Source organism: Hungatella hominis, assembly GCF_014288005.1.
GTDB classification, from domain to species: domain Bacteria; phylum Bacillota; class Clostridia; order Lachnospirales; family Lachnospiraceae; genus Hungatella; species Hungatella effluvii.
In genome coordinates this window covers 37,767-59,059 of sequence record NZ_JACOPB010000005.1, presented here as the reverse complement: position 1 = coordinate 59,059, position 21,293 = coordinate 37,767, and the positions used below count along the sequence as shown (strand labels likewise).

The following is a 21,293-nucleotide window of genomic DNA, read 5'->3' as shown; positions in this document are numbered from 1 at the left end:
CGAAGAATGGTATAAATGGATGTAAGATTAGAACTGGGCAGTCTTACGGGACTGCCTGTTATTAATTTATGGAGGATTTCATTATCATGGCAAATGATTATGTATTTAATGACCAGCTGCCGGTTGCACCGCTAAAGATCGCGGCACTGGAAAGCTGCCGGGAACTGGCAGGAAAAGTCAACGACCATATCGTAGATTTCCGTCGAAACGATATCGAGGAATTAAAGCGGCGCGAGGCCGATCTCCACTACCGTGGATACGATGTCGATTCTTATCTTCTTAGCTGCGACTGTCCCCGTTTCGGAAGCGGTGAAGCCAAAGGCATCATCAAAGAGTCCGTCAGAGGTACCGATATTTTTGCAATGGTGGACATCACTAATTACAGCATATCCTATACCGTCAATGGTTATACCAATCATATGTCTCCGGACGACCATTTCCAGGATTTAAAGCGAATTATAGGCGCCTGCTCGGCTACGGCACACCGCGTCAATGTTATCATGCCTTTTCTCTATGAGAGCCGCCAGCACAAGAGAAGCAAGCGCGAATCCCTCGACTGCGCCATGGCGCTGGAAGAGCTGACCTCCATGGGTGTCAGCAACATCATCACCTTTGATGCCCATGATCCGCGTGTGCAGAATGCGATACCGCTTCACGGATTCGATAATTTTATGCCTACCTACCAGTTTGTAAAGGCATTTTTATGCCATTATCCGAATCTGCCCATCGACAAGGATCATCTCATGGTCATCAGTCCGGACGAGGGCGCCATGGACCGCGCCGTCTATCTGGCCAACAACTTAAGCGTGGACATGGGTATGTTCTATAAGAGAAGAGACTACTCCAGAGTCGTAGGCGGACGCAATCCCATCGTAGCCCATGAGTTCCTGGGCGCTTCTGTGGAAGGCAAGACTGTTCTCATCGTGGATGACATGATCTCCTCCGGCGAGAGCATGCTGGACACAGCCAAGGAGTTAAAGGAACGGGGAGTGGAAAAGGTCATTGTCTGCTGTACCTTCGGACTCTTCACAAACGGCCTGGACAAGTTCGACGAATACTATGCAAAGGAATACATCGATCTGGTTGTGACTACCAACTTAAGCTACCGCCCGAAGGAGCTGCTGAGCCGCGAATGGTACGTGGAAGCCGATATCAGCAAGTATATCGCCGCCATCATCAATTCCTTAAATCATGACGTATCGATCAGCACGGCGCTTTCCCCTACGGAGAAGATTCAGAATCTGCTCAAGAAACGCCACAGCGACGGATACGATTACTATCAGACCATCCTGTAGCTGCAGTCTCCCGAAAGGCTGCTCAGGCGGCATATGCAAGACCCCCTCAGACGGTATCACGACCGTTTCGGAGGGGGTCTTTTATTTCAAAGAAAAGTCCAGGCTGTGAAATAAAAAACCTCCTGCGCAAGAGTCCAGCTTACCAAACTCTTTCTTCTGTTTCGGCAAGCGCTCCTTACAATTCTTTTATGGAAAGAAATGCCGCTAAATTTCCTCTCTCATTCCCCATCGTCCTGTGGGAAAATAAGTAGTCCGGATTGCAGTGGGTACAGATATCGGTAATCTGGATATTATCCGCCTTTACTCCCGCTTCCAGAAGGACAATCTCATTGGCACGCCAGAGATTCAGCAGGAATTTTCCGTTTGGCTTCTCCCGAAGCAGTTCCGGCCAGTATTCTTCCGAAAATGCCCGGCGAAATTCAGCAGCCACTTCCTCTCCCACTTCGTAGCAGTCCTGACAGATACTGGGGCCGATGCAGGCAATGATGTCCTCCGGCTTCGAGCCGTACTCCCGGCTCATGGCTTCCAGCGTCACCTGGCCCATACGGGCCACCGTTCCTCTCCAGCCGGAGTGGCTTAAGCCTATAGCCCAATGGATTGGATCGAGGAAGTAGAGCGGCACACAGTCCGCGTAAAACGTCACCAGCGTCATGCCCGGCACATCCGTGATCAGGCCGTCGATGTCCTGATAGTCCCGTTCCCTGGTGATCCCCTTGCCCGCATCTTCTTCCGTCACCCTGCGGATGTTGGTCGTGTGAGTCTGCCAGGACAGTACCATTCTCTCCTCATCCACTCCGATCGCCTTCGCCATCCTGCGGTAATTCTCCCGCACATGGTCTGGATCGTCCCCCTTTAAAAATGCGAAATTCATGGTAGCATACACGCCGGTGCTCACGCCTCCCATGCGGGTGGAAAACCCGTGGCGCACGATGCCGGTCTTCTCCAGCATCGGAAAAGACAGATAGGGAACGCCATCCGCCATCCGGCATTCAAGCACCGGCAGTTCCTGTTTTCGCTTCCATATATCGTTCATAAAATAAAACCTCCTGTATTGTCAGAGCTGCTATTCTCAGCCATTATCCTGCGAGGCGTCAAAATGCGTCACGGATCAGCGTGATCCGGTCTCCGAGGATGGCGACCACATCAAAGCGGCACGGCATGGCCTCACTGACCCGGTTTTTGTATAAATAGTATTCTGCCACGCGGCGGATGTGCTGCTGTTTTCTGTAGTCCACCGCCTCCGCGGGGCTGCCCTGTCTCTCATCCCGCCGGTATTTCACCTCGACGAAGACCAGGTACTCCCCGTCCCGCGCGATGATGTCGATCTCCCCGCTCCGGCCCGAAAAATTCCGGGCAACGATTTTATAGCCCTGTTCTATCAAATAGGCAGCCGCCATCTCTTCATAGCCGCTGCCAATCTCACGCTTATTCATTCAATTCCCCATCAGTCCACAAAATTCCTGATAAAACTCCTCCGGTGAATGGCACACGGACCGATCTCCTTAAGCGCCGCGATGTGCGCCGCCGTTCCGTAGCCTTTATGCTTTGCAAAACCGTACTCCGGGAACAGCTTGTCGTACTCTGCCATCATATGGTCCCTCGTAACCTTTGCCATGATGCTGCCCGCCGCGATGGAGACGCTCTTCGCATCGCCCTTAACGATCGGGACCTGCGGGATATCCAGTCCCGGAATCGTCACTGCGTCGTTTAAAAGCACCTGCGGGACAGAGGTAAGCTGGCTGACTGCCAGCCGCATGGCCTCATACGTGGCCTGAAGAATATTGATCTCATCGATCCGCTCCGGTCCGACCACTCCAACGGCAAAGCTCAACGCCTTCTCCTGGATCTCCAGAAACAGTTCCTCACGCCGCTTCTCCGACAGCTTCTTCGAATCATTTAAAAACAGGATCTCACAGTCCCGCGGAAGGATCACCGCTCCGGCCACAACCGGCCCTGCAAGAGGTCCTCTGCCGGCCTCATCGATTCCACAGACGAGGACACTATCCTTATACTGCCTTTCGTAGCTTTTCATCAGCTCTAAGCGTTCCCGCTCAGCAGCCAGTTTTTCTTCGCTTAACTTTCTCATCGTAGGTTTACTCCGCTTTCGTATTCTCTGAAGGTAATTCCAGAGTGATCTTCCCCAGTTTCCCACTTCGGAAATCATCGATCAGAAGGCGGGAAGCCTTTGCAAGATCCAGTTCCCCGCCTTTTGAGAGGCACGCTCTGGCCTTTGCGATCTGTTTTAGAAGTCCCACTGCATCGGAAGCATCCGTCTGGTATTTGTCTTCCAGCACGTTCGGATACTGTTTCTGAAGGAAGCGGATCAGCTCCAGTGCCAGTTCATCTTTATTTAAAATCTCGTCGTTAATCGAACCGATCAGCGCAAGGCGGATTCCCACCACCTGATCCTCAAACTTAGGCCATAAGATTCCCGGGGTATCAAGAAGCTCCAGGCTCTTATTAAGCCGGATCCACTGATTGCCTTTCGTCACGCCCGGCTTGTTTCCGGTCTTCGCGCATGCCTTGCCGGCAAAGGAATTGATAAACGTAGACTTGCCCACGTTGGGGATTCCCACCACCATGGCACGAACCGGACGGTTTAAGATTCCCCGCCTCCGGTCGCGCTCGATCTTTTCCTTACACGCTTCCTGCACGACTCCGTTAATCGCCTTTAGACCGGCTCCGCTCTTGGAGTTCACCTTTACCACGAAGTATCCCTTATCCTGGAAGTAAGCGGCCCACTTAAGGTTGCAGCGCTCATCGGCAAGATCGGACTTGTTAAGCAGGATCAGCCGCGCCTTTCCCGCTCCAAGATCATCGATATCCGGGTTCCGGCTGGAAAGCGGAACTCTGGCGTCTACCAGTTCTATAATTAAATCGATTAATTTGATATCTTCCTTCATGGCCCTTTTGGCCTTGGTCATATGACCCGGATACCACTGTATATTCATCATCTACCTCTATTTCGAACGAATCAGCTCCAGATTCGCCAATGGTGCAATCCGGATCCAGACTCTTCCCTGAATCTGCTTTCCGCTCACGTTGCCCACATTGGAAAAACGGCTGTCTTCGCTGCTGTCTCTGTTATCGCCTAAAAGGAAATACTCGTCTTCCCCCAGCTTTACCGGGTTCTCCGCGATACCTGCCAGTGAAATGCTGCCAGCTCCTTCCGGCTGTTCCATTAACTCATCATTGATATAAATCTGACCGCCCTTAATCTGCACGGTCTCACCGGGCAGACCGATCACGCGCTTTACGTTCATCTTCTGGTCTTCCCGTTCAAACACCACTACGTCAAAACGGTCCGGCTTCCCGAAATCGTAAGACAGACGGTCCATCAGTACTACATCCTCCGACTGCAGAAGCGGAGTCATGGAATGTCCTGCAATCGGAATCTGGGTCCCATATGCATAAACAATAAACCATGCAAACGCGATCACAACGGTAATGTCTACAATCCAGTTAACCACATGGCGGATCCGGTTGTTCTCTTCACTGTTATAAAACTCCACTCTTTATGCACATCCCATCTATTAAGAAAGGGACAATTTTCATTGTCCCCCTGGCTGTCTCAGAATTATTTCACTAACTCTTTAACCTTAGCAGCTTTACCTACTCTGTCTCTTAAGTAATTCAGTTTCGCTCTTCTTACTTTACCTCTTCTGATCACTTCAATGTTATCTACAGAAGGAGAATGTAATGGCCATGTCTTCTCAACGCCGATGCCGTTGGAGTTCTTTCTTACTGTGAAAGTCTCTCTTGCGCCGCCGTTCTGTCTCTTAATAACAGTTCCCTCGAAAATCTGGATTCTCTCGCGGGTTCCCTCTTTGATCTTGTTGTATACCTTAACGGTATCGCCAACGTGGAACTCCGGTACTGTCTGCTTTAACTGTGCTGCTTCAATATTCTTGATAATGTCGTTCATCGTGTGAACCTCCTAAATTTTATTTGATGTTCTTAATACTTCATACTGATGTAATCCGTAACAGAGGACCATCTCCTTGCGTCACAACGTCTAATATTTTATCATAAAGAATTGTCGATTGCAAGTCCCTTTTTGCAATTTTCTTCCTGAATATCCTGATTTTCCGGCTTCTTCGCCAGACTCTCCAGATATTCCTGTTCCTTTTTCGACAGCACCGCATCCTTTAACAGATCAGGCCGTCTCTCATACGTCCGTTTGATGGACTGTTCTCTCCGCCAGGTGTCGATATTCTTATGGTGTCCGGAAAGCAGAACCTCCGGTACCCGCAGGCCTTTATACTCTTCCGGCCTGGTATACTGCGGATATTCCAGAAGATTGTCGTGAAAGGACTCGAACTCCGCCGAGACATCGTTATTCAGCACGCCGGGAACGAGGCGGGAAATGCAGTCGATCATAACCATGGCCGGCAGCTCTCCGCCGGTCAGAACGTAGTCACCGATGGACAGGTAATCCGTGGCCACCAGTTCCAGGGCGCGCTCATCCACGCCCTCGTAATGGCCGCACAGAAATACCAGTTCCTCCTCGGCCGCCAGCTCTTCTGCGATCTTCTGGCTGAAGACAGTGCCCTGCGGAGTCAGATAAATCACCCGGGGCTTCTTTCCGATTCTGTCACACAGGTCGTCGTAGGCATCACAGATGGGCATCGGCTGCATCACCATGCCCGCGCCGCCGCCGTACGGATAGTCGTCCACATGCCGGTGCTTGTCCGTCGAGTATTCCCTGATATCTATGGCTTCAATTGAAATCAGGCCATTCTCCACGGCTCTGCCGATGATGCTGGTGTGAAGGCCGTCTAACACCATGTCGGGAAATAAAGTCAGTATATGGAAGTTCATATTTTCCTCCTTATAAGTCCAGAAGTCCGTCCATAATATGGACCGTAATCACTCCCGCCTCTAAATCCACATTCCGGATGCACTCTCGGATGGCGGGCAAAAGGACTTCCTTCCCTTCCGCCGTCTTCACCTCGTACACATCGTTAGCACCGGTCTTGATGACATCCGTCAGGGTGCCGAACGGTTCCCCGTCCTCAGTCACCACCTTTAAACCGATCAGGTCAACAATAAAATTCTCATCCGGCCCCAGCTTCACCGCCTGGTCTCTCGTGACAAGAATGTCTTTTCCCTTGTACTTCTCTATGTCTTCAATTGTGTCATATCCCTTAAACTTCAGTATAACCATATTTTTAAAGAATTTAACACCCTCAATTTCCAGTTTCAGCTGTTCTTTTCCCGTATCCAGAATCACTTGCTTCAGCTTTTTAAAACGCGCCGCGTCATCTGTCGTTGGGAAAACCTTGACCTCCCCTTTGACACCGTGTGTAGAGGAAATAACGCCAACTCTCAGTAACTGTTCCATCATTTTTCTCCCTTGCAAATAACACTTTGCCATAATATAGAAAAGACCGTCTTCCTGACAGGCCGGCGGTCTTCGTTTACGTATTGGCTACTGAATTTCTACAATAACCTTCTTGTCTTCTTTGGAAGCTGCTGCTTTTACTACAGAACGGATAGCCTTAGCGATCCTGCCCTGCTTGCCGATGACTTTACCCATATCGGAAGGCGCTACCGTAAGTTCAAGGACGATTTCGTCGTCTTTCACAGACTCGGTAACAGCAACCTCGTCTGGATTATCAACCAGTGCTTTCGCAATTACTTCTACTAATTCTTTCATATGCTTCACCACTTTCCCCCAAACGGTTGTAAGGGGGACTTTCCTATTAAACTACTGGATGCCGGCGATTTTCAAAAGCTTGCTTACCTTCTCAGTTGGCTGAGCACCTGTTGCTAACCACTTCTTAGCGGACTCTTCGTTGAACTTGATTACGCTCGGATCTGTGTTCGGATCGTAATAACCAACCTCTTCAATGAACTTGCCATCTCTTGGGGATCTGGAATCTGCAACTACAATTCTATAGAAAGGAGCCTTCTTCTGTCCCATTCTCTTTAATCTCATCTTTACTGCCATGTGATTCACCTCCTTGAATATTTGTGTTTTCGCATACTGCGTATCTATAGTCAATGCAGTAAAACTGCCTTGCTAACTTCTTTACTCCGGTTAAAACGGCATCTTGAACTTGCCGAATAATCCGCCCTTCTTCTTGCCGCCGCCCATCATGCCGGGAAGCTGCTTCATCATCTTCTTCATCTGGTCGAACTGCTTGACGATCCGGTTGACTTCACTGATATCAACACCGGCGCCTCTGGCAACCCTCTGTTTTCTGGAAGCGTTCTTCATGAGGTCCGGATTCGTCCGTTCCTTATCCGTCATAGACAGGATAATGGCTTCCACGCGGTCCATGGCTTTTTCGTCCACTTCCACGTCCTTCATCTGCCCCATACCAGGCATCATGTTCATAATGCTCGACATGCCGCCCATCTTTTTGATCTGGTTCATCTGGTCCAGGAAATCGTTGTAATCAAATTCGGCCTTCCGCAGCTTCTGAGACAGCTCTTTCGCCTTCTCCTCATCCACCTGGCTCTCCGCCTTCTCGATCAGAGAAAGGATATCGCCCATTCCGAGGATTCTCGAAGCCATACGGTCCGGATAAAACTGTTCCAAATCGGACAGCTTTTCTCCCATACCGATGTACAGAATCGGCTTTCCGGTTACAGACCGGATCGAAAGTGCCGCGCCGCCTCTGGTATCGCCATCCAGCTTGGTTAAGATAACTCCGTCAATACCGATCTTGTCATTGAACATACCGGCCACATTGACCGCGTCCTGACCTGTCATGGCATCAACTACAAGAATCGTCTGATGAACCTCCACGGCTTCCTTAATCTCCACCAGCTCGTTCATCATGTCTTCATCGATATGAAGACGTCCGGCCGTATCCAGAATTACTACATTCTGATCGTTTTTTGACGCATGTTCCACCGCCGCCTTCGCGATGTCCGCAGGCTTGTGGTTTTCTCCCATGGAGAACACCGGAACGCCCTGCTTCTCACCATTGATCTGCAGCTGCTTAATGGCAGCCGGCCGGTAGACGTCACACGCCGCCAGAAGAGGTTTTCTTCCCTTGGCCTTTAATTTTCCGGCAATCTTGGCTGTGGTTGTGGTTTTACCCGCACCCTGGAGACCTGCCATCATGATGATCGTGATCTCATTCGCCGGTTTTAAGTGAATCTCAGTGGTCTCGGAACCCATCAGCTTGACAAGCTCCTCGTTCACTATCTTTATTACCATCTGTCCCGGAGTTAAGCTGTTCATGACATCCTGTCCAACCGCCCGCTCCTGTACAGCGCTGATAAACTGTTTTACTACCCGGAAGCTTACGTCGGCCTCTAACAGAGCCATCTTCACTTCCTTTAAGGCTGCCTTTACGTCCGCTTCTGTCAAGCGTCCCTTGCCCCTTAAATTTTTAAATACATTCTGTAATTTATCGGATAAGCTCTCAAAAGCCATCTAATGTCCTCCTGATCTACCCTTTCTAATGAGCCTCCAGGTCGATGATTTCGCCCGATATCTCTTCGATGCGCCGGAGCAGATTCCTGTCGCCCGTTCTGGAAAATTCTCCTGCCAGACTCTGAATCTCTCTGGCCAGACGTTTCGTATTCCCGAATTTTTCCATCAAATGAAGTTTCTCTTCATAATCTTCCAGAATCCTGTCACACCGCTTCACCAGGTCATGGACTCCCTGACGGCTGATGCCCTGTTCCTCCGCGATCTCGCTTAAGGATAAGTCATACAGCACCACGTCCTCGTAAACCTGTCTCTGGTGTTCTGTCAGAAGCGCGCCGTAAAAATCATACAGCAGGCCCTGTCTTGCAATCTTTTCCATATCATCACCTGTGCTATCATACACTACTTTTTTATGGGTGTCAAGTATTTTTTCTTTACACCTTTTTTTTATTCTGCCAGGGCCGCATCATAGGCCCTCTTCGTCTTTTCATCAAACAACACCCATAAAATCAGATCGAAGGCGTCCGGATACTCTTCAATCCGGCGTCTCACTTCCCCCACCGCCGTCACCGCCGCCAAATCCACAGGGAAACGGTAAATTCCGGTGGAGATGGACGGAAATGCAATCCTTCTGATTCCGTTCTGTTTCGCCACTTCCAGGGAGGTTCTGTAGCAGGACGCCAGAAGCTCGGCTTCCCCTTTCGATCCCCCGGTCCAGACCGGTCCCACCGTGTGAATAATATGACCGCAGGAAAGGCGGTATCCACGCGTAAGCTTCGCCTGCCCCGTCTTACAGCCGCCCAGCAGCCGGCACTCGAACAAAAGATCCTTTCCGGCCGCCCGATGGATCGCTCCATCCACGCCTCCGCCTCCCAGAAGAGACGAATTGGCTGCATTGACAATCGCATCCAGGCCTTCCACCTTCGTAATATCCCCCAGCATGGTCGTGACTTCCGTATTCGCCGCCATATACGCCTCCTTCTATTCCTTCACCGGCAGCGTCACAAGCCGCCAGGAATACACGGTATTTCCATGGGCGCTTAAGGGTCTGGCCTCCATTTCGCTGTAGAGCGGATCCATGCATAAGTAGCCATCGTCACCGCTTCCCAGCAGCAGCACCCAGTGCCAGTATCCGTCTCCCAGATTCTTAACCCTGACAAGCGGATACTGCTGTTGATCCAGAGCCGCCTCAATCGCCTGTTCATCTACCGTTTTATAAACCGTTACCGTGGCTTCCGGATATACGGAAGAGATATTTCCCCAGATTACGTCCCCGGATGCGTTGTAAACGTCCTGTTCCGTAAAGAGCCGGTTCAGCTCTCCCGGTGTCACGGACTCGCCATACAGATCAAAAAGTGTGGCCAGACAGGTAACGAGACAGCCGGAGCTGCCCATGGTAAAGCGGGATTCTCCCAGCGGGTCGGCCGCCCACTCCTCATCCTTTTGCAGATAATAGACTGCCTCCGGCAGCGGATGTGCCTTTGTGCTCTGAATCGTTGTGCCTTCCCCGCCTCCGCCTCTGTGCCTCCATACCAGAAGTGCTGCCGCAGCCAGGATGAGAATGGCCGCGCCGGTCAGTATCCATATTATTTTCTTTCGTCTGTCCATTCTATTCTCCTGAGCATGAAATACTCATCGCTCTCCTGCCACGCGGCACGGAAGCCCCGTCATGCCCTTAAAACGCACAGGGAACGTATAAATGGTGGCCTCCGCGGCCATTTCTCCCTCCAGGAGCCTGGATAAACCGCATAAATTCTCCACCACAAAGGTATTCCGGTCCGCGCAGTACTGATCCTTCGGCGTATGTTCCGCACCGCGCCGGATTCCTGCGCAGTCGATGCCGATGATGGATACGCCCCTGTCCAGCAGCCGGTCGATCAGTTCATCCGAAAGCTGCGGATGCTCCTTAAAGTAAACCGGGGTTCCATATCCGGTCCGCTCCAGAAATCCTGTGAAAAATGCCACAAACATTCCCGCCTCCACCCGGTCCAGGAAGATATCTCCGGACTCGATATCACGGCCGGAGACCTGGCTGACATCGAAGACCAGTCCTTTTCGCTTCACGTATTCCAGCGGAAACTCCCGGTCCATCACATCAAAATGAGTCCCAAGATGACCCGTCAGCGCCTTCTTCTCATTGCCCTGGGCATCCGCCGCAGCCTTTGGCGTGACTTCCACCGTCAAATCAATCAGCATGTGCAGTTCCTCCCTGTCCATTTTTTCCCGTCAGATCTGCCGGGAATTTCTCTGCCGGGAACTTCTCTGCAAGAAACTTTTTTATAAGATGGTACAGTTTTCTGCTGTGCACCACATAGCTGCCGTGGTTTTCCCCCGGAAGAATGACGAGCCGGCTGTCCGGTATCTTCGAAGCCAGATAGCGGGTATGCTCTTCCTTGATCATATCGTTCTCTCCGGCCAGAATAAGCACCGGCTCTTCAATCCGTTTTAACTCTTCCTCTGTGATCTGCGGCTCCACCAACATCATCCGTATCTTCGGATCCCTGTCGAAATGACTGATCAGGCGGAACAGCTGAAACCATTTTTCCTTTATTCCCTGTGGATAGGCATTGCCGCCGCAGAGAATCAGCTTCGACAGCAGGCCGGGATTCTGCTCAGCCACCAGCATTCCGATGATCGCACCGTCGCTGAAGCCGCAGAACACCGGTTTTCGGATGTCCAGCTTCCGAATGAACGAAGCCACATCGTCCGCCATGTTCTGATAGCCCAGCGTCTCCACCGCCGAGCTCTTTCCGTGCCCCCTCGAATCCAGGGCATAAACGGTATAATCGCAGCTTAGCAGCGCGGCTGTCTCATCAAAAATGGAGTGATCTTCCCCATTCCCGTGAACGAGGATCACGGCCGGACCATGGCCCGAAACGCGGTAATATAATTTGACGCCATTGACATGTAGTTCCATCTGATCCCCTCCTCTTTCTATATGATAGCATGTCTGAAAAAATGCTCCAGTACTGCACTGCGTGAATAACGGTGAAATCAATGCCTGATATCTGCGTCAGGTGTGCGTCTGCAAAGCGACGGCGTAGTGGGCGCTACGACTAGCTTTGCAGGCGTGCACCTGGTGTAGATAGCGGGTGTTGATTTCGCTGGTATTTGCGCAATGCAGTGCTGTTTATCCCCTGGCCGGAACGATCTCAATCCAGTATCCATCCGGATCGCTGATAAAATAGATTCCCATTCCCGGATTTTCAAAGCAGATAACGCCCATTGCTTTGTGTTTCTCATAGAGCGCGTCGAACTCATCCGTGGCGAACGCCAGGTGGAACTCACATTCTCCTAAATCGTACGGTTCCTTCCTGTCCGTCAAATACGTCAGTTCCAGTGTGAAATCACTTTTGCCGTCTCCTAAGTAAACCAGTTTAAAGGAACCGTCGGAGGCCTCCTTCTCACGAACCGGCATGAGGCCCAATGCCTCTTTATAGAATGCAAGACTCTTTTCCAGATCGAGAACGTTGAAGTTAAAATGGTTAAATGCTGTCATATTCTTTTCTCCTTATCCTATTGATTCTGTCTTTCCTGTGCAAGTTTTTCCAATCCCGCAGTTCTTCTGGCGAAAAAGCCTCTGCGGGATAAAATCAGTATATCACACGAAGCTATTATTCTCTATATATTTGCGCCCATTATTTCAGATTTCAGATTGGACTGCACAACAAAAGCCGTCCCCGGAAGGCTTTTACCCCTGTCCGTCTGACGGCTATAGAAACAAATGCTCCAATTTCAGTTCATGTATCAGGTTCACAATTTCCTTTGTTCTTGTACAGTTGAATTTTCTCAGCAGGCTCTTGATCTGAGTCTTTACCGTAACCAGTTCAACAACCCGAAGTTCGGCAATCTGCCCCACTTTGTAATTCTGCAGCAGCAGGCGCACCAGTTCCCGTTCGACAGGAGTCAGCTGTCCTACATTGGTAATGAAAAACAACAGGCTCTGCTCGCTTCGCCTCAGCCTGGAATACTCGCTCATCAGCATTTTCTGAATTTTGGCCTCCATCACCGGCTTACCGGAAAAGGCGCTGCGTATGTGGAAAAGCAGTTCTTCATCCGGGCATCCCTTGACGATATAATCCACAGCTCCAGCCCCCATCGCCGTGTAGATCATCTGGTTCGTGTCATGGGCCGTCAAAAATATAATCTGTGCCTCCGGCTTTTCATTCCGTATCTGTTCGGCCGCCTCAATTCCGGAAGTCAGATACTCCATCTCTATATCCATCAGAATCAGATCAAATTCCATCTTCCGCGCCAGCTTTACAATCTCTTCTTTTCCGCCGGCACTGCCTGCTGCCTCCATGTCCTCCTGAGAATCGAGGAATTCACAGAGGTCTTCACGAAGGAGGTCAAAATCCTCTGCAACCAGAATTCTTATTTTCCTTTCCACGGCTTCCACCTCTCTTTCCTGTATCTTCCGTTCCGTAGCTTGGCAGCATGATAAAAAAACTGGTACCCGTCTCCGGATGGCTTTCGATCCTCAGGGTGCCGTAGTGGCTCTTTACAGTATTCCGTACATAATAGAGGCCCATCCCCCAGTTATAGCTCGTATTTTTGCTGGTATAAAACGGTTCATAGATCTTCAGCCGGTCGGTTCTGGAAATCCCCTTTCCGTTATCGTGAACCTCCAGCACGGTATAAAGGCGCTGTCTCCGGATAGTCAGCCGCAGATTTGCCACAGACTCTCGTCCGGCTTCCGCGATCGCCTCCTGCCCGTTGCAGAGCAGATTATAGACCGCCTCGGCCAGGTGCTCCTTATCTGCCAGTATCAGCCCCTCATCGCAGAGCGCTACTGCGGCAGCCCTGTCCGGATATTTCTGATGAAAACGGCCCATGGCCGCCTCCGCAATCTCACGCACGGAGACAGGTGTCAGCAGAATGGAGTTTGTGCGGATAGCGCGGTACAAATCTTCCATCCGTGTCACCATCGACTCATTGAGCTGATTCAGCTGGGCCGCAATACCTCTGATTTTTTCCAGATCCGGAGAATCCTCCTTTAGCGCCTGCCCCAGTTTCTTATTCAGAATCCGGTTTGCCAGCAGCTGGTTCTTCATGCTGTGCACAAACACAGAGGCCCCAAGGCTCGTCTGATCAAATCTGCTCTGCAGCGATACGGTTTCCCGGTTCTCCGCAGAACGGATACGGGGAGAGCTTTCCTTATCCTGATGATAGGTAATCTGTGTATAGCGCAAAAGATTGACGGAACCCAATATAACAAAAAATACAGAGCAGAGAATCAGAGCCGCCCAGGAAATGGAGTACATGATTCCCGCCGTATAGCTTCCCCGCCAGATCCACAAAAACTCCAGGCTGTAATACTGGTAAATCTGCGCGGGATCCTGTAATCCATAGATAATATACAGGAATGCCATACTGATATACGACAGCAGGATATACCGGAAGTTCTTCTTAAAATACGGAATGGTAATACTGCGGTACTCATGAAGCAGCAGACAGAGCGCCAGCAGAAGGCAGGCCATAATCCACACCATTGCCATCACTCCCATGAAGCGCTGCAGCTTCCACCGCCCCCTCACTCCCATCCGAAAGACTGCCGGATAATAATAGACCAGCCAGATCACCACAAAGTAAGCCAGAATCCGTAATTTTCTGATGTGTCTGCGCACCAGGGTGCTCATGGAGTAGTTCAGGGCAATCAGGAGCAGGACGCAGGGAAAGCAGCACCTTCCCACTGCTGCTGCATAGCCCTGCACGTCAAGGGTAATGGGAAGGTACTGCAAATACTGCTGAATATTCGGAAGCAGAAACAAAAGAATCTGCTGGTTCCGCGAGAAGCCGCCGATCTTGGCCGTATAGATCACGATTCCCGCGAGCATGGCGATAAAGCTTCCGCACAGCGCCAGAATAAGAAGAGATATCTTATCCCGGCGCAGCCCTACGACAATCAGTGCTACCGCGCCAATTAAGGCCATCATAATGATTAGCATCGTTTATTCTCCGTTTACTTATGCAGGGATTCGTACGCTTCTTTGGCAAACTGAGGGCAGAACCATTCCTCTACCGGCACGGTTTTCTCCACTTTGCCGTCCTGTACATATAAATTCTGAAGCGCATCATACCATTTTGCCGCCGTTTTGTCGGTCATAACCTGGTAACAGTAATCCGCATCGAACAGATCGATGTTGTTCATCTCCGCCACAACACCATCGAGCGGCGCATCGATAAACTCAGCTACGTTTTCCGCCGTTTCCTCCGGGTGTTCCTTGCGGTAGTCCATCGCCTTCAGCATGGCTCTTGAAAAACGTACCATGACATCCGGATGCGCGTCCATATATTTAGGCGTTACCACCCAGTGGCCCGGGAATGCAAACTGGTCTCTGAAATCGCCGATCGTGGTCAGTCTTACAACATTCTCTTCCCCCATGGTTTTTCGAACTTCACTGGTCTGCGGCGGCCAGAGTGTACAGGCGTCCACCTTTTTCGCCACAATTGCAGCCACCATGCCCGCTGCGTCCATATTGACGATTCTGACATCATCCCGGCTTAAGCCTGCTTTCTCCAAAGCCAGCTTTAAGACCGTTTCCCCCGATGTCCCCGGCGCTGTGGCAATGGTTTTTCCCTTTAAATCCTCCAACGATGTGATGCCGGATTCCTTATACGTTAAAAGTTCATCTCCATTTCCCAAAAACTCCGTCAAAAAGACATTTACCTGACGCTGTACGGCCAAAAACGTGGCGCCGTGGCCAATATAACCGATATCCACATCTCCGGCCACCATGGCAGCAATCTCCTGCGGACCAGCCGTAAATTTAACCGGCTCCACTATGAGTCCTTCTTCCTCAAAAAAGCCGTTCTTCTCCGCGGTGATATAAAGGTTGTTTCCCCCAAAATTCGGATGGTACGCGACTCTCAGCTTTACCGTCTCCGGTTTTGCGGCTTCCGTCGTTTCCGCAGCTTTTGCTGTTTCCTGGCCTTTTGCCGCCTCTGCAGCGGCTGCTTCTGTCGTCGGATTCGCTTCTGGCTGCTGCTTTGCCTCTGTCGTTGTTTCCGGCGCCTTCGTCTCCGCATTCTGCTGCGGTCCGCCATTTCCGGAGCAGCCCGCCAGTAATCCGCAGAGCATCACGGTCAGCAGACCAATTGGTAATTTTTTCATATTCTTTCCTCCTTCTCCATCTTAGCTTTCTCGTGAATTGTTGTAAACCCTTATTTCCGTACTTCCAAAAATTCCCTGTACACCTGTCCCCAGACATGAACCTTTAAATCCAGGAATTCCTTCGTCATCTTCGTTTCCTGCGTTCTTGGATAGGGAATATTTACCGGCACAATTTCCTTAACCCGTCCGGGACGGGCGCTCATGATAACCACCCGCTGGGCCAGTATAATCGCCTCCTCCACATCGTGTGTGATAAAAAAGCAGGTCTTCTTCTCCTTCTCCCACGTCTCCAGCAGTTCCGTCTGGAGCTGTGTTCTGGTCTGGGCGTCAAGCGCTCCAAACGGCTCGTCCATTAAAAGGATCTCCGGATTCACCGCGTAGGCCCTGGCAATCGCCACCCGCTGCTTCATCCCCCCTGACAGTTCCTTGGGATAGCTGTCTCCAAACTCCTCCAGGCCTACCAGCCGGATATATTTATCAGCAATCGCAGACAGTTCCTGCTCCTTCACACCTCTTAACTTCAATCCGAATTTGACATTCTTTTTTACGGTCAGCCACGGGAACAGCGCGTACTGCTGGAAGATAACGCCCCGCTCGCTTCCCGGATTTACCACCTCTTTTCCCTTCACACAGACCCGGCCTGACGTCGGTCTTTCCAGGCCCGCGATGATATTCAAAAGCGTCGATTTTCCACAGCCGGATGGGCCTACCACGCAGACGAACTCATTTTCTCTGATCTCCATGTCCACGCCGTTTAGGGCCACTACCTCGCCGCTCCTGCCCTGATAGATTTTCTCCACATGATCAATCTTTACAATCACGTCGCCTGATGAGTTTCCTGCCATCCTGTCAGCCACCTTTCCAGAATATGTACGATCTTGTTAAGCACCAGACCGATGATTCCAATCACCATGATTCCCATGATAACAACGTCCATCCGAAAATACATGCTGGCTTCCTGAATCATTGTCCCCAGCCCCTTGCTGGCTCCCGTCAGTTCCGAAGCGATCAGTGTGGTAAGCCCGGCAGAAAGACCGAGGCGTATAGCGGTCAGCACAAACGGAAACGACGACGGTACCACGACATGGAAGAAGATATCCCTGTCGTTAGCCCCCAGAACTCTAGCCGCCTTTACCAGTGTGGAATCGACATTTTTGACTCCCTGGTAAATCGTAATTACCATGACGAGAAATGTAGCGATGAAAATCACCATGATTTTGGAGGACTCGTCCACACCGAGCGCTACGATAACCAGTGGAATATAGGCGATCGGCGGAATCGTACGGATGAACTGCACCACAGGCTCCAGCAGATACTGCACAGTTTTATACCATCCCATCAGGAATGCAATGGGAACAGCGGCGGCCAGTCCCAGCAAAAAGCCGGTGATGACCCGGAACAGGCTGTAACCGATATGAACCCAGATTGCCCCGCTTTTCGCCATGGTGATAAATGCCATCAGCGTCTTTTTCGGAGAGGCGAACACGGCTCCCGCCTCCGACACGGAGATCAGCTGCCAAACCATCAGGCACATAATCAGGGAAATGAGAGACCAGCCCCTCTTGTTTTTTATTTTGATCCATTTCATGGCGCTCCTCCTTTAATAGCACGGAGCTATCGCATTGGGAGAGCAGACGATGGCGGCGTTCGGGTGATTCTGCAGCAGGGAAGCCGGAAAACCAGATGACACGGTGCCGCATCCAGCCCGTCTGATAGCCCCGGAATGCCAGTCCCTGAAGCAGTAAACGCTGACCTTATCTGCACACAGCATCTCTCTCATACCGACCGTGATTCCATAAAACGGAATGTCCTCCATCGCTCCGTTCACACCGGTGGAAGCCTTGATCGTCCTGGTGGTTTCCGATATTCTCACAACTCTGGTAGGCAGTTTTGCAAATTCCTCCGGGCTTACATCCGCAGGCTCATTGAAGCCCAGATGACCGTTGATGCCGAATCCCGCAAAACAGATATCCACTCCCCCCAGAGCTTCAATCAAATCAGGTATTCTCTCCAGCCAGCCGGGATCCGGGTATATCCTCTGTTCTTCCGGCATCACCAGGCCCTTGTCGATTTTCGAATACAGGACCTGATTCATCTTCCTCCTCAGAGAATGGATGTTGTCCAGTCCCACCAGTCCGCCGTCGCTGTCCAGCCAGTCATCCATGGTAATCAGCCATACCTTCTTTAAGCTGATTCTCCTGGTGCCCACCAGATCCACAAAAACGGGATACTGCCCGGTAGGTCCGAACGGAATGATAAACACCGTCCGTTTTCCCTGACGGTTGTTGTCCTCAATCTTCTCCGCCATCTCCAGCGCCATGCGGCTGAATACGGATGTCTGGTCCTCCAGACAGGTGATCGGTATTCTGGAAATCCTTCTCACTTCTTCTGCCGGAATACGATACTCTTCCCATTGCTTCATAAGCTTTCCCCCTCTCTTTTCATGTCTTAAGCATACCACCTGCCTTCTCTTCCTCACAGTATGATTTTTTTTCATACTTTTATGGTAATCCTGTGAAAACCCAACGAATTATATGTACAAAAAGAAAAAGGAAACAGCAAGAGCGTTTTTCTCTGCCATTTCCTTTAGGGTAACTATAAGAAACGCAGCCGGTGTGCGATTCCGAAAACCGGCCACATCTGCTGCGTTATATCATGATCTCTTTACTTTTTATCCTTCGGAACAATCGCTTCCATTCCGCCCATATACGGTCTTAAAAGCTCTGGAATTCTTACGCTTCCGTCCGCCTGTAAGTTGTTCTCTAAAAATGCGATCAGCATTCTCGGCGGTGCCACTACCGTGTTGTTTAAGGTGTGGGCGAAATACTTTCTTCCGTCCTCCCCGTTGACACGGATCTTAAGCCTTCTGGCCTGGGCGTCGCCCAAGTTGGAACAGCTTCCCACCTCGAAGTACTTCTTCTGGCGCGGGGACCATGCTTCCACGTCCACGGACTTCACCTTTAAATCAGCGAGGTCACCGGAGCAGCACTCTAAAGTTCTGACCGGAATATCCAGGGAACGGAATAAATCCACCGTGTTCTGCCATAACTTATCGTACCATTCCATGCTCTCCTCCGGCTTGCAGACAACGATCATCTCCTGCTTCTCAAACTGATGGATGCGGTAGACGCCGCGCTCCTCCAGGCCATGGGCGCCCTTCTCCTTGCGGAAGCACGGAGAATAGCTGGTAAGTGTCTTCGGAAGGGATTCCTCCGGAATAATGGTATCAATAAACTTTCCGATCATGGAATGCTCGCTGGTACCGATAAGGTATAAATCCTCACCCTCGATCTTATACATCATGGCGTCCATCTCAGCAAAGCTCATAACGCCGGTCACTACCTCGCTGCGGATCATGAACGGCGGTACACAGTACGTAAAGCCGCGGTCGATCATGAAGTCACGTGCATAGGAGATTACGGAGGAGTGAAGTCTTGCAATATCACCCATTAGATAGTAGAAACCGTTGCCCGCTACCTTTCTGGCACTGTCCAAATCGATTCCGTCAAAGCGCTCCATGATGTCGGTGTGATACGGTATCTCGAAATCCGGTACCACCGGTTCGCCATATCTCTGCACTTCCACGTTCTCGCTGTCGTCTTTTCCAATCGGTACGCTGGGATCAATGATGTTCGGGATGGTCATCATGATCTTTTTGATCTTCTCGTCCAGTTCCCGTTCTTTCTCCTCCAGCTCTGCCAGATGGTCGGAAGCCGCTGTCACCTGCTTCTTAAGCTCTTCGGCCTCTTCTCTCTTTCCCTGGCCCATCAGCCCGCCAATCTGCTTGGAAAGTTTATTACGTTCCGCTCTGAGCGCATCGCCTTCCTGCTTTGCGGCGCGGTTTAACTCGTCCAGTTCAATAACCTCATCCACCAGCGGCAGCTTGTTATCCTGAAATTTATTCCTGATATTCTGTTTTACAGCCTCAGGATTTTCTCTTACAAACTTTAAATCTAACATGGTATTCCTCCTGGTTTCTCCTCAATATGATAATCTGCCGTTGATTATACTACAAATTACAGTGAAAGAAAAGCCCCTTATTTCCATTTTATCAATTCCGACAGCACTTCCTCAAAGCATACCCCGTTCTGAACCGGAACATTTAACTCCTCCGATTTTAGAATACAGCGCTTTACAAACCGTGCCGCCTTCTTCGCCGCATCGGTCAGCGAAGCGCCTTTTACCGCCTCCGCCGCCACGATGGCCGAGAACACATCCCCTGTGCCCGGCCGTTCCCGTCCGACCCGCATCGAACGGCAGAACGCGCCTTCCTTCCCCCGCTCTGCGATGACATTGGTCAGATACGCACCTTCCTTCACTCCCGTTATGATGACTCCGGAAGGTCCCATCTCCCGGATCTCCTCCGCCATCGCTAAAAGCTCCGTCCTGTGCCAGCCTTCGTCCCGATATTTTCGCCCCGTCAGAATGCATGCCTCGGTCAGATTTGGCGTGACGATATCTCCCAGGCATACCAGCTCCTTCATGCGGCTGCACATGGCCGGCGTGTAGGTCTGATACGCCTTTCCGTGGTCTCCCATGATCGGATCGATCACCACCAGCGTATCCTTTCCCTGAAACTGCCGGATCATGGACATGACAATCCCGATCTGTGCCTCCGAACCGAGAAAGCCGCTGAAAATACCGTCGAACTCCAGCCCCAGTTCCGTCCATTTTTCTAAATAAAGCCCCATCTTATCCGTATAATCGTCAAAGAAATACACCGGAAATCCGGTGTGATTAGAGAGAATGGAGGTGGGAACCGGACAGCACTGAACCTTCAGCGCCGACAAAATGGGAATAGCCACTGTCAGCGAACAGCGGCCATATCCCGATAAATCATTGATTACTGCAATTTTTTTCTGATGTCTTTCTGATATCATATCCGTAAAATTCCTCCCATTCCCGACCGGAGAAGCGCGTTCCGCAGCGGCATGTAGATGACGACGGAAGCGATGGCCGACGTCACCGCGTTGATGGTGGTCGAGGTCACATTCCATACGAGCACCAGCTCCGCAGCCGGTTTTCCCAGGATCAGCAGCTTGTAGTAGTATCCCACAAGCGGATCGAAAATAACATTGAAAAGCAGTCCGCCAACAGAAGCGATCAGGACCCATTTGAAAATGTGTTTCTGATCATGGGATTCATTGATCTTTCCTATTCTGTGAGCAAGGAAACCGGTAATCAGGCCGATACACAGCTTCAAAATAAAAGTCTTAGGCGCATAGACCACATACACCGGATCGAATAAGTCGCCGATCGTCATACCGATGGCTCCGCCCAGGCCACCGTATACGCCGCCCAGTAAAAGCGCTCCCAGCACACAGACCGCATTTCCCAAATGAATGGAAGTCGCGTCTCCTCCCGGAAGCGTAATTTTAAACTGCAGGAACGTGAAGACCACGTACGACATGGCCGCGAATAATCCGGTCATGGCAATTTTGCTGATTTTACTGTCTGTTCTGTTCATTTCTTTTTCCTCCCTTGATGCCAATGC

General features: G+C 50.8%; 27 protein-coding genes. 1 reads left to right on the top strand and 26 read right to left on the bottom strand.

Annotated elements, in window-relative coordinates:
• The first annotated feature begins 86 nt into the window (after positions 1–86).
• Positions 87–1,295, top strand: coding sequence for a ribose-phosphate pyrophosphokinase (locus tag H8S75_RS12785; RefSeq protein WP_187021968.1), 1,209 nt, complete (start codon positions 87–89; stop codon positions 1,293–1,295).
• Positions 1,296–1,470: 175 nt separating this feature from the next.
• Here H8S75_RS12785 and pgeF read toward each other — a convergent pair whose 3' ends face one another.
• The 26 genes from pgeF to H8S75_RS12655 form a co-directional block, all read right to left on the bottom strand.
• The gene (gene pgeF / locus H8S75_RS12780; protein ID WP_187021967.1) at positions 1,471–2,328 is read right to left on the bottom strand and encodes a peptidoglycan editing factor PgeF; all 858 of its coding nucleotides are present in this window, start codon (positions 2,326–2,328) and stop codon (positions 1,471–1,473) included.
• Positions 2,329–2,386: 58 nt separating this feature from the next.
• Complete coding sequence (locus tag H8S75_RS12775; RefSeq protein ID WP_187021966.1) at positions 2,387–2,728, bottom strand: YraN family protein; 342 nt, start codon at positions 2,726–2,728, stop codon at positions 2,387–2,389.
• 11 nt (positions 2,729–2,739) lie between these two features.
• Positions 2,740–3,381, bottom strand: a complete 642-nt coding sequence (gene rnhB / locus H8S75_RS12770; protein ID WP_187021965.1) for a ribonuclease HII — start codon at positions 3,379–3,381, stop codon at positions 2,740–2,742.
• Between the two features lie 7 nt (positions 3,382–3,388).
• Complete coding sequence (ylqF, locus tag H8S75_RS12765) at positions 3,389–4,246, bottom strand: ribosome biogenesis GTPase YlqF (protein WP_187022203.1); 858 nt, start codon at positions 4,244–4,246, stop codon at positions 3,389–3,391.
• A gap of 9 nt (positions 4,247–4,255) precedes the next feature.
• Positions 4,256–4,807 (bottom strand): signal peptidase I, encoded by a 552-nt coding sequence (gene lepB / locus H8S75_RS12760; RefSeq protein ID WP_187021964.1) that lies wholly within the window; start codon positions 4,805–4,807, stop codon positions 4,256–4,258.
• Between the two features lie 65 nt (positions 4,808–4,872).
• Entirely contained in the window at positions 4,873–5,220 is a 348-nt protein-coding gene (rplS, locus tag H8S75_RS12755; protein ID WP_002603967.1) for a 50S ribosomal protein L19, read from the bottom strand.
• Positions 5,221–5,321: 101 nt separating this feature from the next.
• On the bottom strand, positions 5,322–6,116 hold the full coding sequence (gene trmD / locus H8S75_RS12750) for a tRNA (guanosine(37)-N1)-methyltransferase TrmD (RefSeq protein ID WP_187021963.1): 795 nt from the start codon (positions 6,114–6,116) through the stop codon (positions 5,322–5,324).
• 10 nt (positions 6,117–6,126) lie between these two features.
• Positions 6,127–6,639, bottom strand: coding sequence for a ribosome maturation factor RimM (gene rimM / locus H8S75_RS12745; protein WP_117620649.1), 513 nt, complete (start codon positions 6,637–6,639; stop codon positions 6,127–6,129).
• 87 nt (positions 6,640–6,726) lie between these two features.
• Positions 6,727–6,954, bottom strand: coding sequence for a KH domain-containing protein (locus H8S75_RS12740; RefSeq protein WP_002603964.1), 228 nt, complete (start codon positions 6,952–6,954; stop codon positions 6,727–6,729).
• 51 nt (positions 6,955–7,005) lie between these two features.
• Positions 7,006–7,248: a 30S ribosomal protein S16 gene (gene rpsP, locus H8S75_RS12735; protein ID WP_002603963.1), complete on the bottom strand. Its 243-nt coding sequence runs from the start codon at positions 7,246–7,248 to the stop codon at positions 7,006–7,008.
• A gap of 90 nt (positions 7,249–7,338) precedes the next feature.
• The gene (gene ffh / locus H8S75_RS12730) at positions 7,339–8,688 is read right to left on the bottom strand and encodes a signal recognition particle protein (RefSeq protein ID WP_002603962.1); all 1,350 of its coding nucleotides are present in this window, start codon (positions 8,686–8,688) and stop codon (positions 7,339–7,341) included.
• Positions 8,689–8,713: 25 nt separating this feature from the next.
• On the bottom strand, positions 8,714–9,064 hold the full coding sequence (ylxM, locus tag H8S75_RS12725) for a YlxM family DNA-binding protein (RefSeq protein ID WP_002603961.1): 351 nt from the start codon (positions 9,062–9,064) through the stop codon (positions 8,714–8,716).
• Between the two features lie 68 nt (positions 9,065–9,132).
• A complete protein-coding gene (locus H8S75_RS12720; RefSeq protein WP_187021962.1) occupies positions 9,133–9,654 on the bottom strand; it encodes an O-acetyl-ADP-ribose deacetylase in 522 nt (173 codons plus the stop codon).
• Between the two features lie 12 nt (positions 9,655–9,666).
• Entirely contained in the window at positions 9,667–10,293 is a 627-nt protein-coding gene (locus H8S75_RS12715) for a cysteine peptidase family C39 domain-containing protein (RefSeq protein ID WP_187021961.1), read from the bottom strand.
• Between the two features lie 24 nt (positions 10,294–10,317).
• Positions 10,318–10,881 (bottom strand): cyclase family protein, encoded by a 564-nt coding sequence (locus H8S75_RS12710; RefSeq protein ID WP_187021960.1) that lies wholly within the window; start codon positions 10,879–10,881, stop codon positions 10,318–10,320.
• Positions 10,871–11,602 carry an alpha/beta fold hydrolase gene (locus H8S75_RS12705; protein WP_187021959.1) on the bottom strand — a complete coding sequence of 244 codons (732 nt, stop codon included), beginning with the start codon at positions 11,600–11,602 and terminating at the stop codon, positions 10,871–10,873. The genes H8S75_RS12710 and H8S75_RS12705 overlap by 11 nt, the downstream gene beginning before the upstream one ends.
• 213 nt (positions 11,603–11,815) lie before the next feature.
• On the bottom strand, positions 11,816–12,184 hold the full coding sequence (locus tag H8S75_RS12700) for a VOC family protein (protein ID WP_110323187.1): 369 nt from the start codon (positions 12,182–12,184) through the stop codon (positions 11,816–11,818).
• 213 nt (positions 12,185–12,397) lie between these two features.
• Entirely contained in the window at positions 12,398–13,075 is a 678-nt protein-coding gene (locus H8S75_RS12695; protein WP_002603954.1) for a response regulator transcription factor, read from the bottom strand.
• A complete protein-coding gene (locus H8S75_RS12690; protein ID WP_187021958.1) occupies positions 13,035–14,633 on the bottom strand; it encodes a sensor histidine kinase in 1,599 nt (532 codons plus the stop codon). Before H8S75_RS12690 ends, H8S75_RS12695 begins: the two co-directional genes overlap by 41 nt.
• Positions 14,634–14,647: 14 nt before the next feature.
• Positions 14,648–15,799: an ABC transporter substrate-binding protein gene (locus H8S75_RS12685; protein WP_187021957.1), complete on the bottom strand. Its 1,152-nt coding sequence runs from the start codon at positions 15,797–15,799 to the stop codon at positions 14,648–14,650.
• A gap of 50 nt (positions 15,800–15,849) precedes the next feature.
• Positions 15,850–16,644 carry an ABC transporter ATP-binding protein gene (locus tag H8S75_RS12680; protein WP_187021956.1) on the bottom strand — a complete coding sequence of 265 codons (795 nt, stop codon included), beginning with the start codon at positions 16,642–16,644 and terminating at the stop codon, positions 15,850–15,852.
• A complete protein-coding gene (locus tag H8S75_RS12675) occupies positions 16,617–17,387 on the bottom strand; it encodes an ABC transporter permease (protein ID WP_187021955.1) in 771 nt (256 codons plus the stop codon). Before H8S75_RS12675 ends, H8S75_RS12680 begins: the two co-directional genes overlap by 28 nt.
• A gap of 12 nt (positions 17,388–17,399) precedes the next feature.
• Positions 17,400–18,221, bottom strand: coding sequence for a sugar phosphate isomerase family (locus H8S75_RS12670; RefSeq protein WP_187021954.1), 822 nt, complete (start codon positions 18,219–18,221; stop codon positions 17,400–17,402).
• Between the two features lie 242 nt (positions 18,222–18,463).
• Positions 18,464–19,759, bottom strand: a complete 1,296-nt coding sequence (serS, locus tag H8S75_RS12665) for a serine--tRNA ligase (protein WP_002603948.1) — start codon at positions 19,757–19,759, stop codon at positions 18,464–18,466.
• A 77-nt stretch (positions 19,760–19,836) separates the two neighbouring features.
• Positions 19,837–20,676 carry a pyridoxamine kinase gene (locus tag H8S75_RS12660; RefSeq protein WP_187022202.1) on the bottom strand — a complete coding sequence of 280 codons (840 nt, stop codon included), beginning with the start codon at positions 20,674–20,676 and terminating at the stop codon, positions 19,837–19,839.
• Positions 20,676–21,266, bottom strand: a complete 591-nt coding sequence (locus tag H8S75_RS12655; RefSeq protein ID WP_187021953.1) for an ECF transporter S component — start codon at positions 21,264–21,266, stop codon at positions 20,676–20,678. The genes H8S75_RS12660 and H8S75_RS12655 overlap by 1 nt, the downstream gene beginning before the upstream one ends.
• Between the last annotated feature and the right edge of the window lie 27 nt (positions 21,267–21,293).